The organism is Rhodococcus sp. ACPA1, assembly GCF_002300195.1.
Taxonomy (GTDB): Bacteria; Actinomycetota; Actinomycetes; order Mycobacteriales; family Mycobacteriaceae; genus Rhodococcus_F; species Rhodococcus_F opacus.
Genome location: NZ_NSDX01000012.1, coordinates 25,908 through 41,921, shown reverse-complemented (window position 1 = coordinate 41,921; position 16,014 = coordinate 25,908). Strand labels below are relative to the sequence as shown.

Genomic DNA, 16,014 nt, shown 5'->3' with positions numbered 1-16,014 from the left:
GGCGGTTATCCGGCCTCGACGACGCGGGCGACGGACTCGGACACGACCACCGGCTTGTCGGAGCCCTCGCGTTCGACGACCTGGCTCATCGTCACCTGGATGCCGCCCCCGACCTGTTCCGCGGACTGCACGGTGGCGCGCATCCGGATGCGTGAACCCACCGGCACCGGCGCGGGGAAACGGACCTTGTTGTAGCCGTAGTTCAGGCTGTGGGCGAAACCGTCGAACCGCAGCAGGGTCGCCGACAGCGCCGGTCCGAGGGACAGGCTGTACAGCCCGTGCGCGATGGTGCCGCCGAGTGGGCTGGCGGCGGCGCGCTCGGGATCGATGTGGATCCACTGGTGGTCGCCGGTCGCGTCGGCGAAGGCGTTGACGCGTTCCTGGGTGACGTCGTGCCAGTCGGTGGGGCCCAACTCCTTGCCGATCAACGCCGTGAGCTCGTCGAAGCTCGCGGGGCGAACGGGCAGTGCGGTGGTGTCGGTCATCTGTCTCCCTCAATTCCGGGTGGTGCAGGGCCTGGATGTGTCACGTTGGCTGCATCGAACTTCGAGGTGTTCGTCGAACTCCGACACTTGAACTTGACGACGGATTCAACTATACAAAAGAGAGACGCGAGTCACAACGCACGGCGAAGGAGAGGACACCTCGTGAAGGTTGCACAGAAGGTCGCCATCGTGACCGGCGGTGGAGGCGGTATCGGCGGGGCGATCGCGGACCGTCTCGCCGACCAGGGCGCCAAGGTGCTGGTCGCCGATCTCGACCCGAACGCCGCCGCCGCGGTTGCGGACGGAATCAACGCACGTCACCCCGGAACGGCCGTCGCCGAAGGCGCCGACGTCGCGGACGCCGATCAGATCCGGCGCATCATCGATCGCGCGGAGACCGAGTTCGGCCCGGTCGATCTCTACTTCGCCAACGCCGGCATCGCGGGAGCACCCGGTCTCGACGCCGACGACGCCGGCTGGGATCTCGCGATCGACGTCAACGTCCGCGCCCACATCCGCGCCGCCCAGCAGCTCGTGCCGAAGTGGGTGGAGCGGGGCGAGGGGTACTTCGTGTCGACCGCGTCAGCGGCCGGGCTCCTCACTCAAATCGGCTCGGCCACCTACGCGGTCACCAAGCATGCGGCCGTAGCGTTCTCCGAATGGTTGTCGGTCACCTATGGGGACAACGGAGTTCGCGTCAGCTGCCTCTGTCCGATGGGAGTCGAGACGAAGTTGATGCGCTCCGGCGAGAACTCGGGTGATCCACTCGGAGTCGCGGCCACCCGCGCCGTCGTCTCGGCAGGCGACGTGCTGCAGCCCGAGCAGGTCGCCGACATCGTGCTCGACGCCGTGGACCGGGAGACGTTCCTGATCCTGCCCCACGAGAGCGTCCTCACCATGTACCGGCAGAAGGGATCCGACTACGACCGCTGGCTGCGCGGGATGCGCCGCTACCAGAGTTCGCTGCTGGAGCACGCGTGACACCCGAGCACGCAGACCTGGTCCTCGCCGAGCGGCGCGGACCGGTCCTGGTGCTGACGTTCAACCGGCCGGACAAGCTGAACGCCTGGACCGACGACCTCGAGGACCGGTACTTCACGCTGCTGAGCGACGCAGAGGACGACCCGGACGTCCGCGCGATCGTGGTGACCGGAGCCGGGCGCGGGTTCTGCGCCGGCGCCGACCTCGGACGCCTGCAGGCCGTCGGTGACGTGTCCGAAGCGGACCTCCTCCGGCCGCGCCCCCGCGACCTTCCCGCGACACTGCGCAAACCGCTGATCGGGGCGATCAACGGGGTCGCCGCCGGTCTCGGAATGGTGGAGGCCCTCTACTGCGACGTCCGGTTCGCCTCGGCGTCCGCCCGGTTCACGACCGCCTTCGCCAAGCGGGGACTGATCGCCGAATACGGCATCTCCTGGCTGCTGCCCCGGCTCGTGGGACGCAGCCGCGCCACCGACCTGCTGCTGTCGAGCCGCATGGTCGACGCCGAGGAGGCACTGCGCATCGGACTCGTCGACCACCTCGTGCCGGACGGTTCGGTCGTCGACGGCGCGGTCGCCTACGCCGAACAGCTGTCGACGCACTGCTCCCCGACGTCGATGGCCGTCATCAAGGACCAATTACAGAACGATGCGGACGGCACGTACGCCGAGTCCGTGGCCCGAGCGGAAGGCCTGATGTTGCAGGCGTTCCGCGGGGCCGATCTCGTCGAGGGCGTACAGAGTCACCTCGACAAGCGCACACCCATGTTTCCCTCACTACCCGTCAGGAGTTCCCATGTCCCTGTTTGACATCTCGGATCGCGCCCAGCAGTTGCAGACCGATCTGCTGGAGTTCATGGATTCGCATGTGTATCCGGCGGAGGCGGTGTATGAGGAGCAGATGCGGGAGTCGGGGGATCCGCATTTCCAGCCGCCGGTGTTGGAGGAGTTGAAGGTTGAGGCGCGGCGCCGGGGGTTGTGGAATCTGTTTCATCCGCATCCGGGGACGGGTGCGGGGTTGACGAATCTCGAGTATGCGCCGTTGGCGGAGATCATGGGGCGCAGTCATATTGCGTCGGAGGCGTGCAATTGTAATGCGCCGGATACGGGCAATATGGAGGTGCTCGAGTTGTTCGGTACGGCCGAGCACAAGGAGAAGTATCTGAAGCCGTTGCTGGAGGGGACGATGGCGTCGGCGTTCGCGATGACGGAGCCTGCGGTGGCGAGTTCGGATGCGACGAATGTGGAGTTGTCGATGGTCCGGGACGGTGACGAGTATGTGCTGAACGGGCGGAAGTGGTTCGCGTCGAATGCGTTGCATCGGAATTGCCGGGTGTTGATCGTGATGGGGAAGACGGATCCGTCGGCGGCGCCGCATCGGCAGCAGTCGATGATGGTGGTGCCGATCGATGCGCCGGGGGTGACGGTGATGCGGGGGTTGCCGGTGTTCGGGTATCAGGATCGTGAGGGGCATGCGGAGATCGATTTCGCGGATGTGCGGGTGCCGGTGGCGGATGTGTTGAAGGGGGAGGGGGAGGGGTTCGCGATTTCGCAGGCGCGGTTGGGTCCGGGCCGGATTCACCATTGCATGCGGGCGATCGGGATGGCGGAGCGGGCACTCGAGCTCATGTGTCGTCGGGCGTCGTCGCGGGTGACGTTCGGCAAGCCCGTCAGTGAGAATGCGAATATTCAGGATTGGATTGCGGAGGCGCGGATCGAGATCGAGATGATCCGGTTGTTGACGCTGAAGGCGGCGTATCTGATGGATACGGTGGGGAACAAGGAGGCGCGGACGGAGATCGCGGCGATCAAGGTGGCGGCTCCGAATATTGCGTTGAAGATTGTGGATCGGGCGATTCAGGTGCACGGTGGGGCCGGTGTCACCGACGACTTCCCGCTCGCCATGGCCTGGGCGCACCTGCGCACGCTGCGCCTGGCGGACGGTCCCGACGAGGTCCACAAGCGCGCCATCGCGCGGCAGGAACTCCGGCAGTACCGCGACACCGCCGTCAGCGCCTCCACCAACGGACACAAGGTTGCGGTGAGCTGACATGGCCGGACTCGACCTCACCGGACGCACCGCGATCGTCACCGGCGCGTCGCGGGGCATCGGCCTGGCCGTCGCTAAGGCCATCGCGGCCGCAGGCGGCAACGTGGTGCTCACCTCACGGTCCCAGGAATCGGCCGACGCCGCCGCGGCCGAGGTCGGGGGCACCGCGATCGGAATTGCCGCCCACGCCGTCGACGAAGAGGCCGCCCGGCGCTGCGTCGACGTCACCCTCGAACGCTTCGGCAGCCTGGACATCCTGGTCAACAATGCGGGAACCAACCCTTCGTTCGGGCCGATCATCGACCAGGACCACGCGCGATTCGCCAAGACCTTCGACGTGAACCTGTGGGCTCCGGTGCTGTGGACGGGGCTCGCCACGAAGGCGTGGATGGGCGAGCACGGCGGCGCCGTGGTCAACACCGCCTCCATCGGCGGCATGGCCTTCGAGGCGAACATCGGTCTGTACAACGCGTCCAAGGCCGCGCTGATCCATCTCACCAAGCAACTGGCACTGGAACTCTCACCGAAGGTGCGGGTCAATGCCGTCGCTCCCGGTGTGGTGCGGACCAAGCTCGCCGAGGCGCTCTGGAAGGAACACGAGCAGGCCGTGTCGGAGTCCACGGCGCTGGGGCGGATCGGCGAACCCGCGGACATCGCGTCCGCGGTCGCGTTCCTCGTCTCCGATGCCGCGAGCTGGATCACCGGCGAAACCATGGTGATCGACGGCGGTCAACTGCTCGGCGACGCCCTCCCGTTCCGGCAGGGGGCCCAGCTCGGTGTCTAGCGTGGACGTCGTCGGCATCGACACCGATGCCGTGAGCCGCTGGTTCGGCACGCTCGGCATCGACAGTGCCGGACCGCTGACCTTCGACCGGATCGGACTCGGCCAGTCGAACCTCACCTACCTGGTCCAGGACCGAGCGGGTGGCAGATGGGTGCTCCGGCGCCCACCCCTGGGACACCTGCTGGCGTCGGCCCACGACGTCGCCCGTGAGGCGCGGATCCTCTCCGCCCTCGAGGACACCGTGGTGCCCACCCCGCGGGTGTTCGGACTCACCGACGACCCGGAGGTGAGCGAGGTACCGCTGCTGCTGATGGAGTTCGTCGACGGACAGGTCGTCGATCGCATGTCGATCGCGGAGTCCCTGACCCCGGAACGTCGCCGGGCGATCGGTCTGTCGCTGCCGCGGACGCTCGCGAAGATCCACGCGGTGGACCTCGACCGGACCGGGTTGACCGACCTGGCCAGCCACAAGCCGTACGCGCAGCGTCAGCTCAAGCGGTGGTCGGGGCAGTGGGAGAAATCGAAGACCCGCGAGTTGCCCGCCCTCGACGACCTGACCCGACGGCTCGCCGCCTCGGTGCCGGAGCAGCGGGAACTGACACTGGTGCACGGCGACTTCCACCTGCGCAACGTCATCACCTCCCACGAGACCGGGGAGGTGACCGCGGCCCTGGACTGGGAGTTGTGCACCCTCGGCGACCCGCTCGCCGACGTCGGCAGCCTGCTCGCGTACTGGCCGGAGCCGGGCGAGACGACCGGCGGCGACTTCCCCGCGTCCACCCTCGACGGTTTCCCGGACCGGGTGGAGATCGCCGGGGTGTACCTCGACGAGACCGGCCGCGACCCGAAAGCCCTGGCGTTCTGGCACGTCCTCGGCCTGTGGAAGGTCGCGGTCATCGCGGAGGGCGTCATGCGCCGCGCGCGGGACGAACCGCAGAACAAGGCGGCCGCGGGCACCCCGACCGTCGAGCGCATCGACGACCTCGTGGCCAAGGCGTGCGACATCGCCGCCCGGGCCGGAATCTGATCGAACGACGATGGAGAATTTCATGAAGAGAACGGCAATCGTCACCGGCGCGGCACGAGGCATCGGTGCCGCGGTGGCGAAGAAACTGGCGAGCGACGGGTACGCGGTGGCCGTGCTCGACCTCGACGAGTCCGCCTGCGCGGCAACCGTCGACGCCATCGAGTCCGCTGGCGGCCGGGCACTTGCCGTGGGCGCGAACGTCGCCGACGAGGCGTCCGTCGCAGCGGCGGTCGAGCGGGTGGCGACCGAACTCGGTGCCCCGACGATCCTGATCAACAACGCCGGGATCACCCGCGACAACCTGCTGTTCAAGATGACCGTCGACGACTGGGACGCGGTCATGAACGTGCACCTGCGCGGTGCGTTCCTGATGTCGCGGGCCGTGCAGCAGCACATGGTCGACGCCGGGTTCGGCCGCATCGTGAACCTGTCGAGCACGTCCGCCCTCGGTAACCGCGGGCAGGTCAACTACTCCGCCGCCAAGGCCGGCATGCAGGGCTTCACCAAGACGCTCGCCATCGAACTGGGCAAGTTCGGTGTCACCGCGAACGCGATCGCTCCCGGCTTCATCGAGACCGAGATGACCGCCGCCACCGCCGAACGGGTGGGTGTCGGCTTCGAGGACTTCAAGAAGGCGGCGGCGTCGCAGATCCCGGTGAACCGCGTCGGGCAGCCCGAGGACATCGCCAACACCGCGTCGTTCCTGGCGAGTGAGGGCGCCGGATTCGTGTCCGGGCAAGTGATCTACGTGGCCGGCGGACCGAAGGACTGAGGAACATGACCACTGACGAACAGGCGATCGCACGCGACCTCGGCGATCGCGTCGCGACCCTCGTCGAACAGAACGACCTGTCGGATCCGACCGGGTTCCTCGGAGCCCGATTCGACGCCGGCCTCGCGTGGGTCCACTTCCCGCCCGGACGCGGCGGGCTCGGGCTGCCGCAGAGCTTCCAGGCGCAGGTCGACGCCGAACTCGCCGCCGCCGGAGCGCCCGGTCCGGCGAAGGGCCGCAACGGGATCGGATTGGGCATGGCCGCGCCGACCATCGCCGCGTTCGGCACCGAGGAACAACAGCAGAAGTACCTGCGGCCGATCTTCACCAGCGAGCACATCTACTGCCAGTTGTTCAGCGAACCGGGGGCGGGCTCCGACCTGGCCGCGGTCGCGACGCGAGCCGTCCGTGAGGGTGACGGCTGGACGGTCAACGGGCAGAAGGTGTGGACGTCGGGGGCGCAGAACGCGCAGATGGCGATCCTCGTGGCCCGGACGGATCCGACGGTGCCCAAGCACGCCGGGCTCACGTACTTCCTGTGCGACATGAGCGATCCCGGTATCGACGTCCGGCCGTTGCGGCAGATCACCGGTGAGGCCGAGTTCAACGAAGTGTTCCTCACCGACGTCCACATTCCCGATACCGATCGGCTCGGCGACGAGGGGCAGGGCTGGCGGGTGGCCACCGCGACCCTCAACAACGAGCGGGTGGCGATCGGCGGTTCCGCGGCCGCCCGAGAGAGCGGGATGATCGGACCGGTCGCCCAGGCCTGGCGGGAGCAACCCGAACTCCGCGATCCTGCGATGCACGACGAACTGCTGCGGCTGTGGGTCGAAGCGGAGGTCGCCCGGCTGACCGGGGAACGCCTGCGGCAACAACTCGAGGCCGGGCAACCCGGCCCGGAGGGATCCGGCCTGAAGCTGGCCTTCGCCCGGCTCGCGCAGACCATTTCGGGTTTCGACATCGAACTCCACGGTGAGGCGGGGCTGCGGTACGACGACTGGACCATGCGCCGCCCCGACAAGGTCGACTTCACCGGCCGTGAACCCGGCTACCGGTACCTGCGCGCGAAAGGCAACTCGATCGAGGGCGGCACGTCCGAGATCCTGCGCAACGTCATCGCAGAACGCGTCCTCGGCCTCCCGCCGGAGCATCGCGTCGACAAGGACATCGCCTGGAAGGACCTGCCCCGATGAGCGCCGCAGATCTGCTGTATTCCGACACGGAAGACGCCCTGCGCGACTCCGTCCGCCGCCTCCTCGCCGACCGCTGCCCACCGGAACTGGTGGTCGGGGCGTACGACCGGGCACCCGCAGACTTCTCCGGAGTGTGGAAATCCCTCGCCGTCGAACTCGGACTGGCGGGCCTGCTCGTCCCCGAGGACCTGGGCGGCGCCGGCGCGAGCGCACGCGAGGCCGGGGTGGTCATGGAGGAGATCGGACGTGCCGTCGCGCCCGTCCCGTACCTTTCCAGCGCCGTACTCGCGACGGTCGCGCTGCTGAAGGCGGGAGACACGCGAACGGTCGGCGCACTCGCCGACGGGACGACCACCGGTGCGCTCACGGTCGGGCTCGCGACCGCACCGGGCCGGTTCACCCCGACCGTGCGCCGGGACGGCGACGCCCTGACCGGCACCGTGACCAGTGTCGCGGGCGTCTCGGAGGCCGACATCCTGATCGTGCCCGTCGAGGGTCCCGGTGGACTCGAACTGCACACGGTGCCCGCAGGCACTGCCGGCGTCACGGTCACCCCCGTGCTCGCGCTCGACATGACCCGGCCACTGTCCGATGTCGCGTTCGACGCCGCCGCGTCCACCCGCATCGACGACGGCAACGCCGCGGCGGCGGTCCGTGAGGCCCTCGTCGTCGGCGCCGCACTGCTCGCCTCCGAGCAACTCGGGCTCGCGCAGTGGTGCTTCGAGACCACCCTGGCGTACGTCAAGGAGCGAACCCAGTTCGGCCGCGCCGTCGGGTCGTTCCAGGCGATCAAGCACCGCCTCGCCGACCTGTGGCTCGAGGTCACCTCCGCGGCCGCCGCTGCCCGCTACGCCGCGGACACCGCCGCCCGGGGCGACGCGGACGCCGAGGTCGCGGCTGCCGTCGCCCAGGCGTACTGCAGTGACGTCGCGGTCCACGCCGCCGAGGAGTGCGTCCAATTGCACGGCGGGATCGGTATGACGTGGGAATACCCCGCACACCTGTATCTGAAGAGGGCGAAGAGCGATCAGCTCGCGTTCGGCACCGCCTACCGCCACCGCGCGCGCCTCGCCGACCTGATCGACCTGCCCGCATAACCCGAGCCACACCACCGACAGTCAGGAAGCAATCCATGAAGGCATGGCGTGTCCACGAACTCGGCGAGCCGCGCACCGCGCTGCAACTCGAGGAGGTCCCGGACCCGACGGCAGGCCCCGGCCAGGCGCTGGTGAAAGTTCTCGCCGCACCGGCGAACTTCCCCGACGTGCTGCTGTGCCGCGGCGAATACCAGATCAAGCCGCCGCTGCCGTTCACACCAGGGGTCGAGCTGTGCGGTGAGGTGCTGGAGGTCGGTGACGGCGTGACCCGCTTCGCCGTCGGCGACCGGGTGATCGGCAACCCCAACCTGCCCGGCGGCGGATTCGCCCAGATGGCCGTGATGGACGAGGCCAACACGTTCGCCGCCCCGTCCGCGCTCGACGACGCCGAGGCGTCGGCGTTGAGCATCGGCTACCAGACGAGCTGGTTCGCCCTTCACAGGCGCACCCAGCTGAAGCCGGGGGAGACGCTGCTCGTCCATGCCGCCGCGGGCGGAGTGGGCAGCGCCGCAGTGCAATTGGGCAAGGCCGCCGGAGCGAAGGTGATCGGCGTCGTCGGAGGCGCCGACAAGGTCGAGTACTGCCGCCGGCTGGGGGCGGATCTGGTGATCGACCGGCACACCGACGATTTCGTTCCGCTGGTCAAGGAATTCACCGGCGGACGCGGCGCGGACGTCGTCTACGACCCGGTCGGCGGCGACGCCTACGCGAAGTCCACCAAGTGCATCGCGTTCGAAGGCCGGATCCTGATCATCGGTTTCGCCGGCGGCACCATCCCGACACCCGGCCTCAATCACGCCCTGATCAAGAACTACTCGATCATCGGCCTGCACTGGGGTCTGTACAAGCAGTACAACCAGCAGGCGATCGCCGACTGCCACGAGGAATTGACCCGTCTCGCCGACTCCGGTGCGATCACGCCGCTCATCAGCGAGCGGCTCTCGCTCGCGGACGTCGCCGACGGCATCGGCCGGCTCGGTGACGGCAGCACCGTCGGCCGCCTCGTCTTCCAACCCTGAAGGGAACACACATGGACATCGGTTCACTGTTCGACGTCGCAGGCAAGACCGTGGTGGTCACCGGAGGTTCGCGGGGTATCGGCCGGATGATCGCGCAAGGATTCGCCCTGGCCGGGGCGACCGTGATCATCTCCGCCCGCAAGGCCGAGGCGTGCGAGAAGGCCGCGGCCGAACTGTCCGCCGCCGGGCCGGGGACGTGTCACGCACACCCCGCCGACCTGTCCACCGAGGAGGGGATCGAGGGCCTCGTCGCGCGGGTCGCCGAGGTGTCGCCCCGGCTGGACGTCCTGGTGAACAACGCCGGAGCGACGTGGGGTGCGCCGGTCGACGATTTCCCCGCCGCCGGTTTCGACAAGATCTTCGACATCAACGTCAAGGGCGTGTTCATGCTCACCCAGGCGTTGCTGCCGAGTCTGCGGGCCGCGGCGACGGACGGTGACCCTGCCCGGGTGATCAACATCGGATCGATCGACGGACTCGTGGTGTCGGGTAGCGAGAACTTCTCGTACGGGGCGAGCAAGGCCGCGGTCCACATGCTCACCCGCAAGCTCGCAGCGACGCTGGCCGCCGAGCGGATCACCGTCAATGCAATTGCCCCCGGGCCGTTTCCGAGCAAGATGATGGCGTTCGTCCTGGACGATCCGGAGCGGAAGGAGGCGGTCGAGGGATCGGTGCCGCTCGGCCGGGTCGGCACCCCGGAAGACGTCGCGGGCACCGCGATCTTCCTCTCCTCGCGTGCCGGGGCCTACCTCACCGGCACCGTCGTCCCCGTCGACGGCGGGATCTCGGGAACACGCTGAACACCACGTCAGACAGTCGGAACACGGAACGAGCGAGAGGCGGTACGGCCGCGATGAGCTGGTACGACGACAGGCCCTGGATGGACCGGTACGACGAGAACACGCGTTCCGTGGGGGAGATCCCCGCCCGGACAGCGCTCGACATGTTCTCGGCCGCGGTCGAATCCGCCCCGGACGGGCCGGCCATCCGGTACCTCGGAGGCACCCTCGACTACCGCGAGGTCGACGAACTCAGCGACGGTGTGGCCGCCTACCTCACCGAGAACGGATTCGGGAAGGGCGACCGGCTCGCGATCTACCTGCAGAACATCCCGCAGTTCGTGCTGGCGTTGCTCGGCACGTGGAAGGCGGGCGGTGTCGTCGTCCCGCTGAACCCGATGTACCGGGACGAGCTCTCCCACATCCTCACGGACGCCGGAGTCACCGCGATCGTGTGCAGCGAGAACGCGTGGGCCGATCGGGTGGCGGAGCGGGCATCCGCCGCGGGTGTGCGGATCGCGCTGACCGCGAGCGAGCTCGACATCCAGACGTCCGGCGACCCACGGGTGTTCGGGGGCGTGACCCGGGTGCGCGCAGAGGCCGTGCCGGACCTGCTCGAGGTGGCCCGGGCGCGCGCGGGGGCCGGCGTGCCGGATCCCGGTCTGGTCCCGGACGACGTCGCACTCGTGTCCTACACGTCCGGAACGAGTGGAGTCCCGAAGGGAGCGACCAACACCCATCGGAATCTCACCGTCAACAGTTCGATCCTGCGCCTGTACGAGAGCAAGCCCGCCGGTTCGCCGATCTTCGCGCTCGCACCGCTGTTCCACATCACGGGCATGGTGTGCCAGCTGCTCACCGCGATCGACCTGGCGTCGCCGCTGATCCTCGCGTACCGGTTCGACGCAGGGGTCGTCCTCGACGCCCTCGAGCGGGAGCGGCCGGTGTTCATGGTCGGCCCGTCCACCGCCTACATGGCGCTGATGGCACACCCCGACTTCTCCGGTGAGCGATTCGCTTCGCTGGAGGCCGTGATGTCCGGTGGCGCCCCGCTGCCCCCCGCCATCGTCGAACGGTTCCGGGAGCTGACCGGAAAGTACATCCGCAACGGCTACGGGCTCACCGAGACCAGCGCACCGTGCGTCGTCGTCCCGCCGAACCTGGAGGCGCCGGTCGATCCGTCATCGGGCACGCTGGCGATCGGCCTGCCCCTTCCCTCCGCCGTGATCCGGATCGTCGGGGAGGACGGGCACGACCTCGACCCGCTCGAAGTCGGGGAGATCGCCGTCGACGGGCCGATGGTCGTGCCCGCGTACTGGAACAAACCGGACGCCACGGCGCAGTCGCTGCCCGGCGGCCGGTTGCTCACCGGCGATGTGGGATTCATGGACGCCCAGGGCTGGGTGTACGTCGTCGATCGCAAGAAGGACATGATCAACGCGTCCGGGTTCAAGGTCTGGCCGCGCGAGGTCGAGGACGTCCTGTACCGGCACCCGGCAGTCCGTGAGGCCGCCGTCGTCGGCGAGCCGGACAGCTACCGCGGCGAGACCGTCGCCGCGTTCGTCAGCCTCCGCCCCGGGCAGACGGTCGAGACGGACGACCTCGTCGAGTACTGCCGGGAGCGGCTGGCCAGCTACAAGGCCCCGAGGCGCGTCGAGATCGTCGACGAACTGCCCAAGACGGCCAGTGGGAAAATCCTCCGACGCGAAATGCGCCGCAGCACCCCGGCCTGAACGCTCCATCGTCCCGGACGAACGGGACGCTCGTCGCGTCAGATCGAACGAGCGTCCCGTTCGTTCCGACGATCAGGCGAGAACGGGGTGCGGGTAGTCCGCCGCGCGATGCTGGAACGACAGGATCCGGGGGTTCTGCACGACCCCGTCGCGGATCTCGACGGCCCGCCGGATCGTGTCGCTGCGGTCCCAGGCGGCGGGTCCGTCGAGGACGGTCCCCAGGTGCGGGAGCAGGGCCTCGCTGATCTCCCACGTCGCCGAATTCCACAGGTAGGACGGGCTGTGATCGACCGCGTAGTAGCGGACGTTCTCACCGATCATGAACGTCGGATCGGCGAACGACGTGGGCCGGGCCCAGCTGAAGCCCATTCCCTCGTCGCAGGACACGTCGACGACGAGGCTGCCGGGCAGGAGGGTCTCGACGTCCGAGTCGATCAGGAACGTCAGCGGCGATTCCGTGTCCTGCAGGACGCAGTTGACGATGATGTCGTGCCGGGCGAGGAACCCGGCGAGCGGCATCCGGCCCTCGTCGGTGGTGACGTGGCTGCGGCGCGGATCGGCGTCGTCGTGATCGAACTGCACGATCTCCGCGGAGTGGATCGGCGAGCTCACGGCGGTGACCCCGCGCTGGGTGACGACGTGGACGTCGTGGATGCCCAGGGCGTTCAGCGCGGTCACGGCGCCGCGGGCGGTGGCACCGAAGCCGAGGACCACGGCGCGGAGGCGGCGGCCGTAGTCGCCGGTCGACCCCGCGATCGACAGGGCGTGCAGCACCGAGCTGTATCCGGCGAGCTCGTTGTTCTTGTGGAAGACATGGAGCTGGAACGACCCCTCGACGCTCCAGTGGTTCATGGCCTCGAACGCGATCAACGTGAGGTGGCGATCGACGGCCACCTGGGTGAGCTCCGTGTCCTGGACGCAGTGCGGCCACCCCCACAGGATCTGGCCGTCACGCAGGTCCGCCAGATCCTTCGCGAGAGGTTTGGGCAGCAGGAGGACGTCGTTGTGCTCGATCAGCTGCTCGCGGGTGCGTAACCCTCCCACCGACAGGGTCAGCTGCTCGTCGGACACGCCGAAGGGCTCGCCGTAGCCGTACTCGAGATGGATGCGGCCACGGAGGTCGGGGTCGATCCGGTCGAAGTGGAGCGGGTGGATCGGGAGCCGGCGTTCGTCAGTTTTACTCGAACGCGCGACGACGCCGAGGGTGAGTGGATGAGAGCGGTGTTGCTGCACAGGGGTGTCCCTTGGTCGACACTGCCGGAGAGAGTCTTCGGCAGAGAGTTGTTGCCGCGGAACCCGCAATGGAGGAGGCCAGCGTTCGATCGATGTGCGCGGCATCTGCCGGCGCGGCTGCAGCTCTCGACAAAGCCCGAGGAGATCACTCGGGGAAGACTGGTAGCACCAGAGAGAAAGGCTGCGCCGCGACAGGCGACGCAGTTCCTCGTGGTGCCCCCGGCAGGATTCGAACCTGCGACCTTTCGCTCCGGAGGCGAACGCTCTATCCCCTGAGCTACGGGGGCGCACCGGAAAACCGGTGTGCCGATTGGGCTGGCCAATCGTAGCGCATGGGTAGTGGGATCGACCAAATCGGTCCCCCTACTTCGTGGACTCGCCCCGGTAGCGGCCCGAACACGCCTAGTGTCGGGAGGACGTGGACGCTCGCGAACTCTCGGGGAGGGGTCGAGAATGACCGATGGACGGCAGGTCGGGTCGCAGGACTCCGACGGGCACTATTCCGATTCCGACCTCGAGTTGGACCTGAGGTGGTGGGCGGCGGCCAACTATCTGACGGTCGCGCAGATCTACCTGCAGGACAACGCGCTTCTGCGTGAGCCGCTGCGCCCCGAACACATCAAACCCCGGCTGCTCGGGCACTGGGGGACGAGCCCGGGCCTGTCGATGATCTATGCCCTGCTGAACCGTCTCATCCGCCGGACCGACACCGACTGTCTCTATGTGACGGGTCCCGGACACGGTGGTCCTGCGCTCGTCGCCGCCACGTACCTGGAGGGGACGTACTCGGAGGTGTACCCGGGCGTGTCCCGCGATGTCGCCGGTATCCACCGGCTCTGCCGGCAGTTCTCTACGCCGGGTGGCATCCCGAGTCACGTCAGTGTGCAGACGCCGGGCAGCATCCACGAGGGCGGCGAGCTCGGCTACGCTCTCGCGCATGCCGCCGGGGCGGCGTTCGATCACCCGAATCTGTTGGTGGCGTGCGTGATCGGAGACGGCGAGGCTGAGACGGCACCACTGTCCGGTTCGTGGAAACTCCCCGCATTCCTCAATCCGGAACGTGACGGAGCGGTGTTGCCTATCCTGCACGTCAACGGAGCGAAGATCGCCGGGCCGACCGTCTACGGTCGCAGCAGCGACGCGGACGTCGAGGCGTTCCTCGACGGTCAGGGGTGGGCGCCGACCGTCGTCTCCGGCGACGACCCGAGGCAGGTCTTCCCGGCGCTGCATCGCGCCTTCACCGACGCGCACGCCGCGATCTCCGACCTGCAGCGGGAGGCGCGGGCCGGCCGGCGCAGCGCAGCCAAGTGGCCGGCGATCGTGCTGCGGACCCCGAAGGGCTGGACCGGTCCGCGCACCGTCGACGGCGTGCTCGTCGAGGGCACGCACCGGGCGCATCAGGTTCCGCTGGCGGGGGTGCGGACCGACGAGGCGCATCTGCGTCAGCTCGAGGAGTGGATGCGGTCCTACGGCCCCGGCGAACTGTTCGACTCCTCCGGCGCACTCGTTCCGGACCTCGAGCGGCTCGCGCCGCAGGGCGACAAGCGGATGGGTTCGTCGCCGTACGCGAACGGCGGCCGCCTGCGTGCTGATCTTCCCGTGCCGCCGCTGGAGAAGTACGCGCTCGCGATCGAGAAGCCCGGCACCACCCACCACGAGACCACCCGGGTGCTCGGGGAACTGCTCCGCGACCTGTACGCCGGCACCACCACGCCCGACGGCGGTGGCTACTTCCGGCTGTTCTGTCCGGACGAAACGTCCAGCAACCGGTTGGGCGCCGTGTTCGAGGTGACCGACCGCTGCTGGCAGCTGCCGGTCACCGACTACGACGACGGACTGTCGGCCCGCGGCCGGGTGATGGAAGTGCTCAGCGAGCACCTCTGCGAGGGATGGCTCGAGGGATATCTGCTGTCGGGGCGGCACGGGCTGTTCGCCAGCTACGAGGCGTTCGCGATGGTGAGCGTGTCGATGCTCGTCCAGCACACGAAGTGGCTGCAGCACGCGGTGGATCTGCCGTGGCGGGCACCGGTGGCGTCGCTGAACGTCTTGCTGACCAGCACGTGCTGGCGCAACGACCACAACGGGTTCAGCCATCAGGGGCCGGGCATGATCGACGCCGTCATCCCGCTCGCACCGGACGTCGTCCGGATCTGGCTGCCACCGGACTCGAACACCCTGCTCTCCATCGCCGACCACTGCCTCCGCAGCACCGATCACGTCAACCTCATCGTGGTCGACAAGCAGCCGCACCTGCAGTACCTGACCCTCGCGGAGGCACATGCGCACTGCGCGGCCGGGGCGTCGGTGTGGGAGTGGGCGGGGACGGAAGGCGCGGCGGGCACCGACCCGGACGTCGTGCTCGCGGCCGCCGGGGACGTTCCGACCCAGGAGATTCTCGCCGCGGCGCAGTTGCTGCGCGAACACACGCCGGACCTGGTCACCCGGGTGGTCAACGTCGTCGACCTGATGGGGTTGCTCACCCCCACCGAACACCCGCACGGATTCGAGGCACGCATGTTCCTCGACCTGTTCACCGCGGACACGGACGTGGTGTTCGCGTTCCACGGGTACTCGCGCGCCGTCCACGAGCTGATCCACGGGCGACCCGCCCCGGACCGGTTCCACGTTCGCGGGTTCAGCGAACAGGGCACCACGACCACACCGTTCGACATGGTCGTGCTCAACCGGATGAGCCGCTACCACCTGGTCCTCGAGGCGCTGCGCCGCACGCGGAGAGAGCCGGCCGGTGCCGGCGAATTGGCCGACTTCTGCCTCCGGCAACTCGAACGGCACGGCGAATACGTCGTCGCGCACCTCGAGGACATGCCCGAGGTGCGCGACTGGACGTGGTCGTGAAGC

At 68.5% G+C, this 16,014-nt stretch carries 14 protein-coding genes and 1 tRNA gene; 12 read left to right on the top strand and 3 right to left on the bottom strand.

Annotation, left to right across the window (positions count from 1 at the left end; translation table 11 throughout):
• Positions 1–5: 5 nt before the first annotated feature.
• Complete coding sequence (locus CJ177_RS39225; RefSeq protein WP_005252926.1) at positions 6–485, bottom strand: MaoC family dehydratase; 480 nt, start codon at positions 483–485, stop codon at positions 6–8.
• A 162-nt stretch (positions 486–647) separates the two neighbouring features.
• On the opposite strand from CJ177_RS39225, the gene CJ177_RS39220 reads away from it, so the two are divergent.
• The 11 genes from CJ177_RS39220 to CJ177_RS39170 are packed head-to-tail and all read left to right on the top strand — an operon-like array spanning position 648 to position 11,922.
• The gene (locus CJ177_RS39220) at positions 648–1,466 is read left to right on the top strand and encodes an SDR family oxidoreductase (RefSeq protein ID WP_061700969.1); all 819 of its coding nucleotides are present in this window, start codon (positions 648–650) and stop codon (positions 1,464–1,466) included.
• Positions 1,463–2,275: an enoyl-CoA hydratase-related protein gene (locus CJ177_RS39215; RefSeq protein ID WP_095870247.1), complete on the top strand. Its 813-nt coding sequence runs from the start codon at positions 1,463–1,465 to the stop codon at positions 2,273–2,275. Before CJ177_RS39220 ends, CJ177_RS39215 begins: the two co-directional genes overlap by 4 nt.
• Complete coding sequence (locus CJ177_RS39210) at positions 2,262–3,515, top strand: acyl-CoA dehydrogenase family protein (RefSeq protein ID WP_095870246.1); 1,254 nt, start codon at positions 2,262–2,264, stop codon at positions 3,513–3,515. The genes CJ177_RS39215 and CJ177_RS39210 overlap by 14 nt, the downstream gene beginning before the upstream one ends.
• A gap of 1 nt (position 3,516) precedes the next feature.
• Positions 3,517–4,299 (top strand): SDR family oxidoreductase, encoded by a 783-nt coding sequence (locus CJ177_RS39205; protein WP_005252930.1) that lies wholly within the window; start codon positions 3,517–3,519, stop codon positions 4,297–4,299.
• On the top strand, positions 4,292–5,326 hold the full coding sequence (locus tag CJ177_RS39200; protein WP_095870245.1) for a phosphotransferase family protein: 1,035 nt from the start codon (positions 4,292–4,294) through the stop codon (positions 5,324–5,326). Before CJ177_RS39205 ends, CJ177_RS39200 begins: the two co-directional genes overlap by 8 nt.
• Before the next feature lie 10 nt (positions 5,327–5,336).
• Complete coding sequence (fabG, locus tag CJ177_RS39195) at positions 5,337–6,098, top strand: 3-oxoacyl-ACP reductase FabG (RefSeq protein ID WP_005252932.1); 762 nt, start codon at positions 5,337–5,339, stop codon at positions 6,096–6,098.
• A 5-nt stretch (positions 6,099–6,103) separates the two neighbouring features.
• The gene (locus CJ177_RS39190) at positions 6,104–7,294 is read left to right on the top strand and encodes an acyl-CoA dehydrogenase family protein (protein WP_005252933.1); all 1,191 of its coding nucleotides are present in this window, start codon (positions 6,104–6,106) and stop codon (positions 7,292–7,294) included.
• Positions 7,291–8,391, top strand: coding sequence for an acyl-CoA dehydrogenase family protein (locus tag CJ177_RS39185; protein WP_005252934.1), 1,101 nt, complete (start codon positions 7,291–7,293; stop codon positions 8,389–8,391). Before CJ177_RS39190 ends, CJ177_RS39185 begins: the two co-directional genes overlap by 4 nt.
• Before the next feature lie 35 nt (positions 8,392–8,426).
• Positions 8,427–9,410, top strand: coding sequence for an NADPH:quinone oxidoreductase family protein (locus CJ177_RS39180; RefSeq protein WP_095870244.1), 984 nt, complete (start codon positions 8,427–8,429; stop codon positions 9,408–9,410).
• 11 nt (positions 9,411–9,421) lie between these two features.
• Positions 9,422–10,210, top strand: coding sequence for a RhlG family 3-oxoacyl-ACP reductase (locus CJ177_RS39175; RefSeq protein WP_061045527.1), 789 nt, complete (start codon positions 9,422–9,424; stop codon positions 10,208–10,210).
• 53 nt (positions 10,211–10,263) lie between these two features.
• Entirely contained in the window at positions 10,264–11,922 is a 1,659-nt protein-coding gene (locus tag CJ177_RS39170) for an AMP-binding protein (RefSeq protein WP_061045528.1), read from the top strand.
• A 72-nt stretch (positions 11,923–11,994) separates the two neighbouring features.
• On the opposite strand, the gene CJ177_RS39165 is transcribed toward CJ177_RS39170, so the two are convergent.
• Positions 11,995–13,155, bottom strand: a complete 1,161-nt coding sequence (locus tag CJ177_RS39165; RefSeq protein ID WP_179443396.1) for a N(5)-(carboxyethyl)ornithine synthase — start codon at positions 13,153–13,155, stop codon at positions 11,995–11,997.
• 211 nt (positions 13,156–13,366) lie between these two features.
• Positions 13,367–13,442 (bottom strand) — tRNA-Arg (locus CJ177_RS39160).
• Between the two features lie 166 nt (positions 13,443–13,608).
• On the opposite strand from CJ177_RS39160, the gene CJ177_RS39155 reads away from it, so the two are divergent.
• The gene (locus CJ177_RS39155; protein ID WP_061045530.1) at positions 13,609–16,011 is read left to right on the top strand and encodes a phosphoketolase; all 2,403 of its coding nucleotides are present in this window, start codon (positions 13,609–13,611) and stop codon (positions 16,009–16,011) included.
• The last annotated feature ends 3 nt before the right edge of the window (positions 16,012–16,014 follow it).

Excerpts from the sequence above, each read along its gene's own strand:
- CJ177_RS39225 (WP_005252926.1), bottom strand. The coding sequence starts at position 485 with ATGACCGACACCACCGCACTGCCCGTTCGCCCCGCGAGCTTCGACGAG.
- CJ177_RS39210 (WP_095870246.1), top strand. The coding sequence starts at position 2,262 with ATGTCCCTGTTTGACATCTCGGATCGCGCCCAGCAGTTGCAGACCGAT.
- CJ177_RS39205 (WP_005252930.1), top strand. The coding sequence starts at position 3,517 with ATGGCCGGACTCGACCTCACCGGACGCACCGCGATCGTCACCGGCGCG.
- fabG (WP_005252932.1), top strand. The coding sequence starts at position 5,337 with ATGGAGAATTTCATGAAGAGAACGGCAATCGTCACCGGCGCGGCACGA.
- CJ177_RS39190 (WP_005252933.1), top strand. The coding sequence starts at position 6,104 with ATGACCACTGACGAACAGGCGATCGCACGCGACCTCGGCGATCGCGTC.
- CJ177_RS39185 (WP_005252934.1), top strand. The coding sequence starts at position 7,291 with ATGAGCGCCGCAGATCTGCTGTATTCCGACACGGAAGACGCCCTGCGC.
- CJ177_RS39180 (WP_095870244.1), top strand. The coding sequence starts at position 8,427 with ATGAAGGCATGGCGTGTCCACGAACTCGGCGAGCCGCGCACCGCGCTG.
- CJ177_RS39175 (WP_061045527.1), top strand. The coding sequence starts at position 9,422 with ATGGACATCGGTTCACTGTTCGACGTCGCAGGCAAGACCGTGGTGGTC.
- CJ177_RS39170 (WP_061045528.1), top strand. The coding sequence starts at position 10,264 with ATGAGCTGGTACGACGACAGGCCCTGGATGGACCGGTACGACGAGAAC.
- CJ177_RS39155 (WP_061045530.1), top strand. The coding sequence starts at position 13,609 with ATGACCGATGGACGGCAGGTCGGGTCGCAGGACTCCGACGGGCACTAT.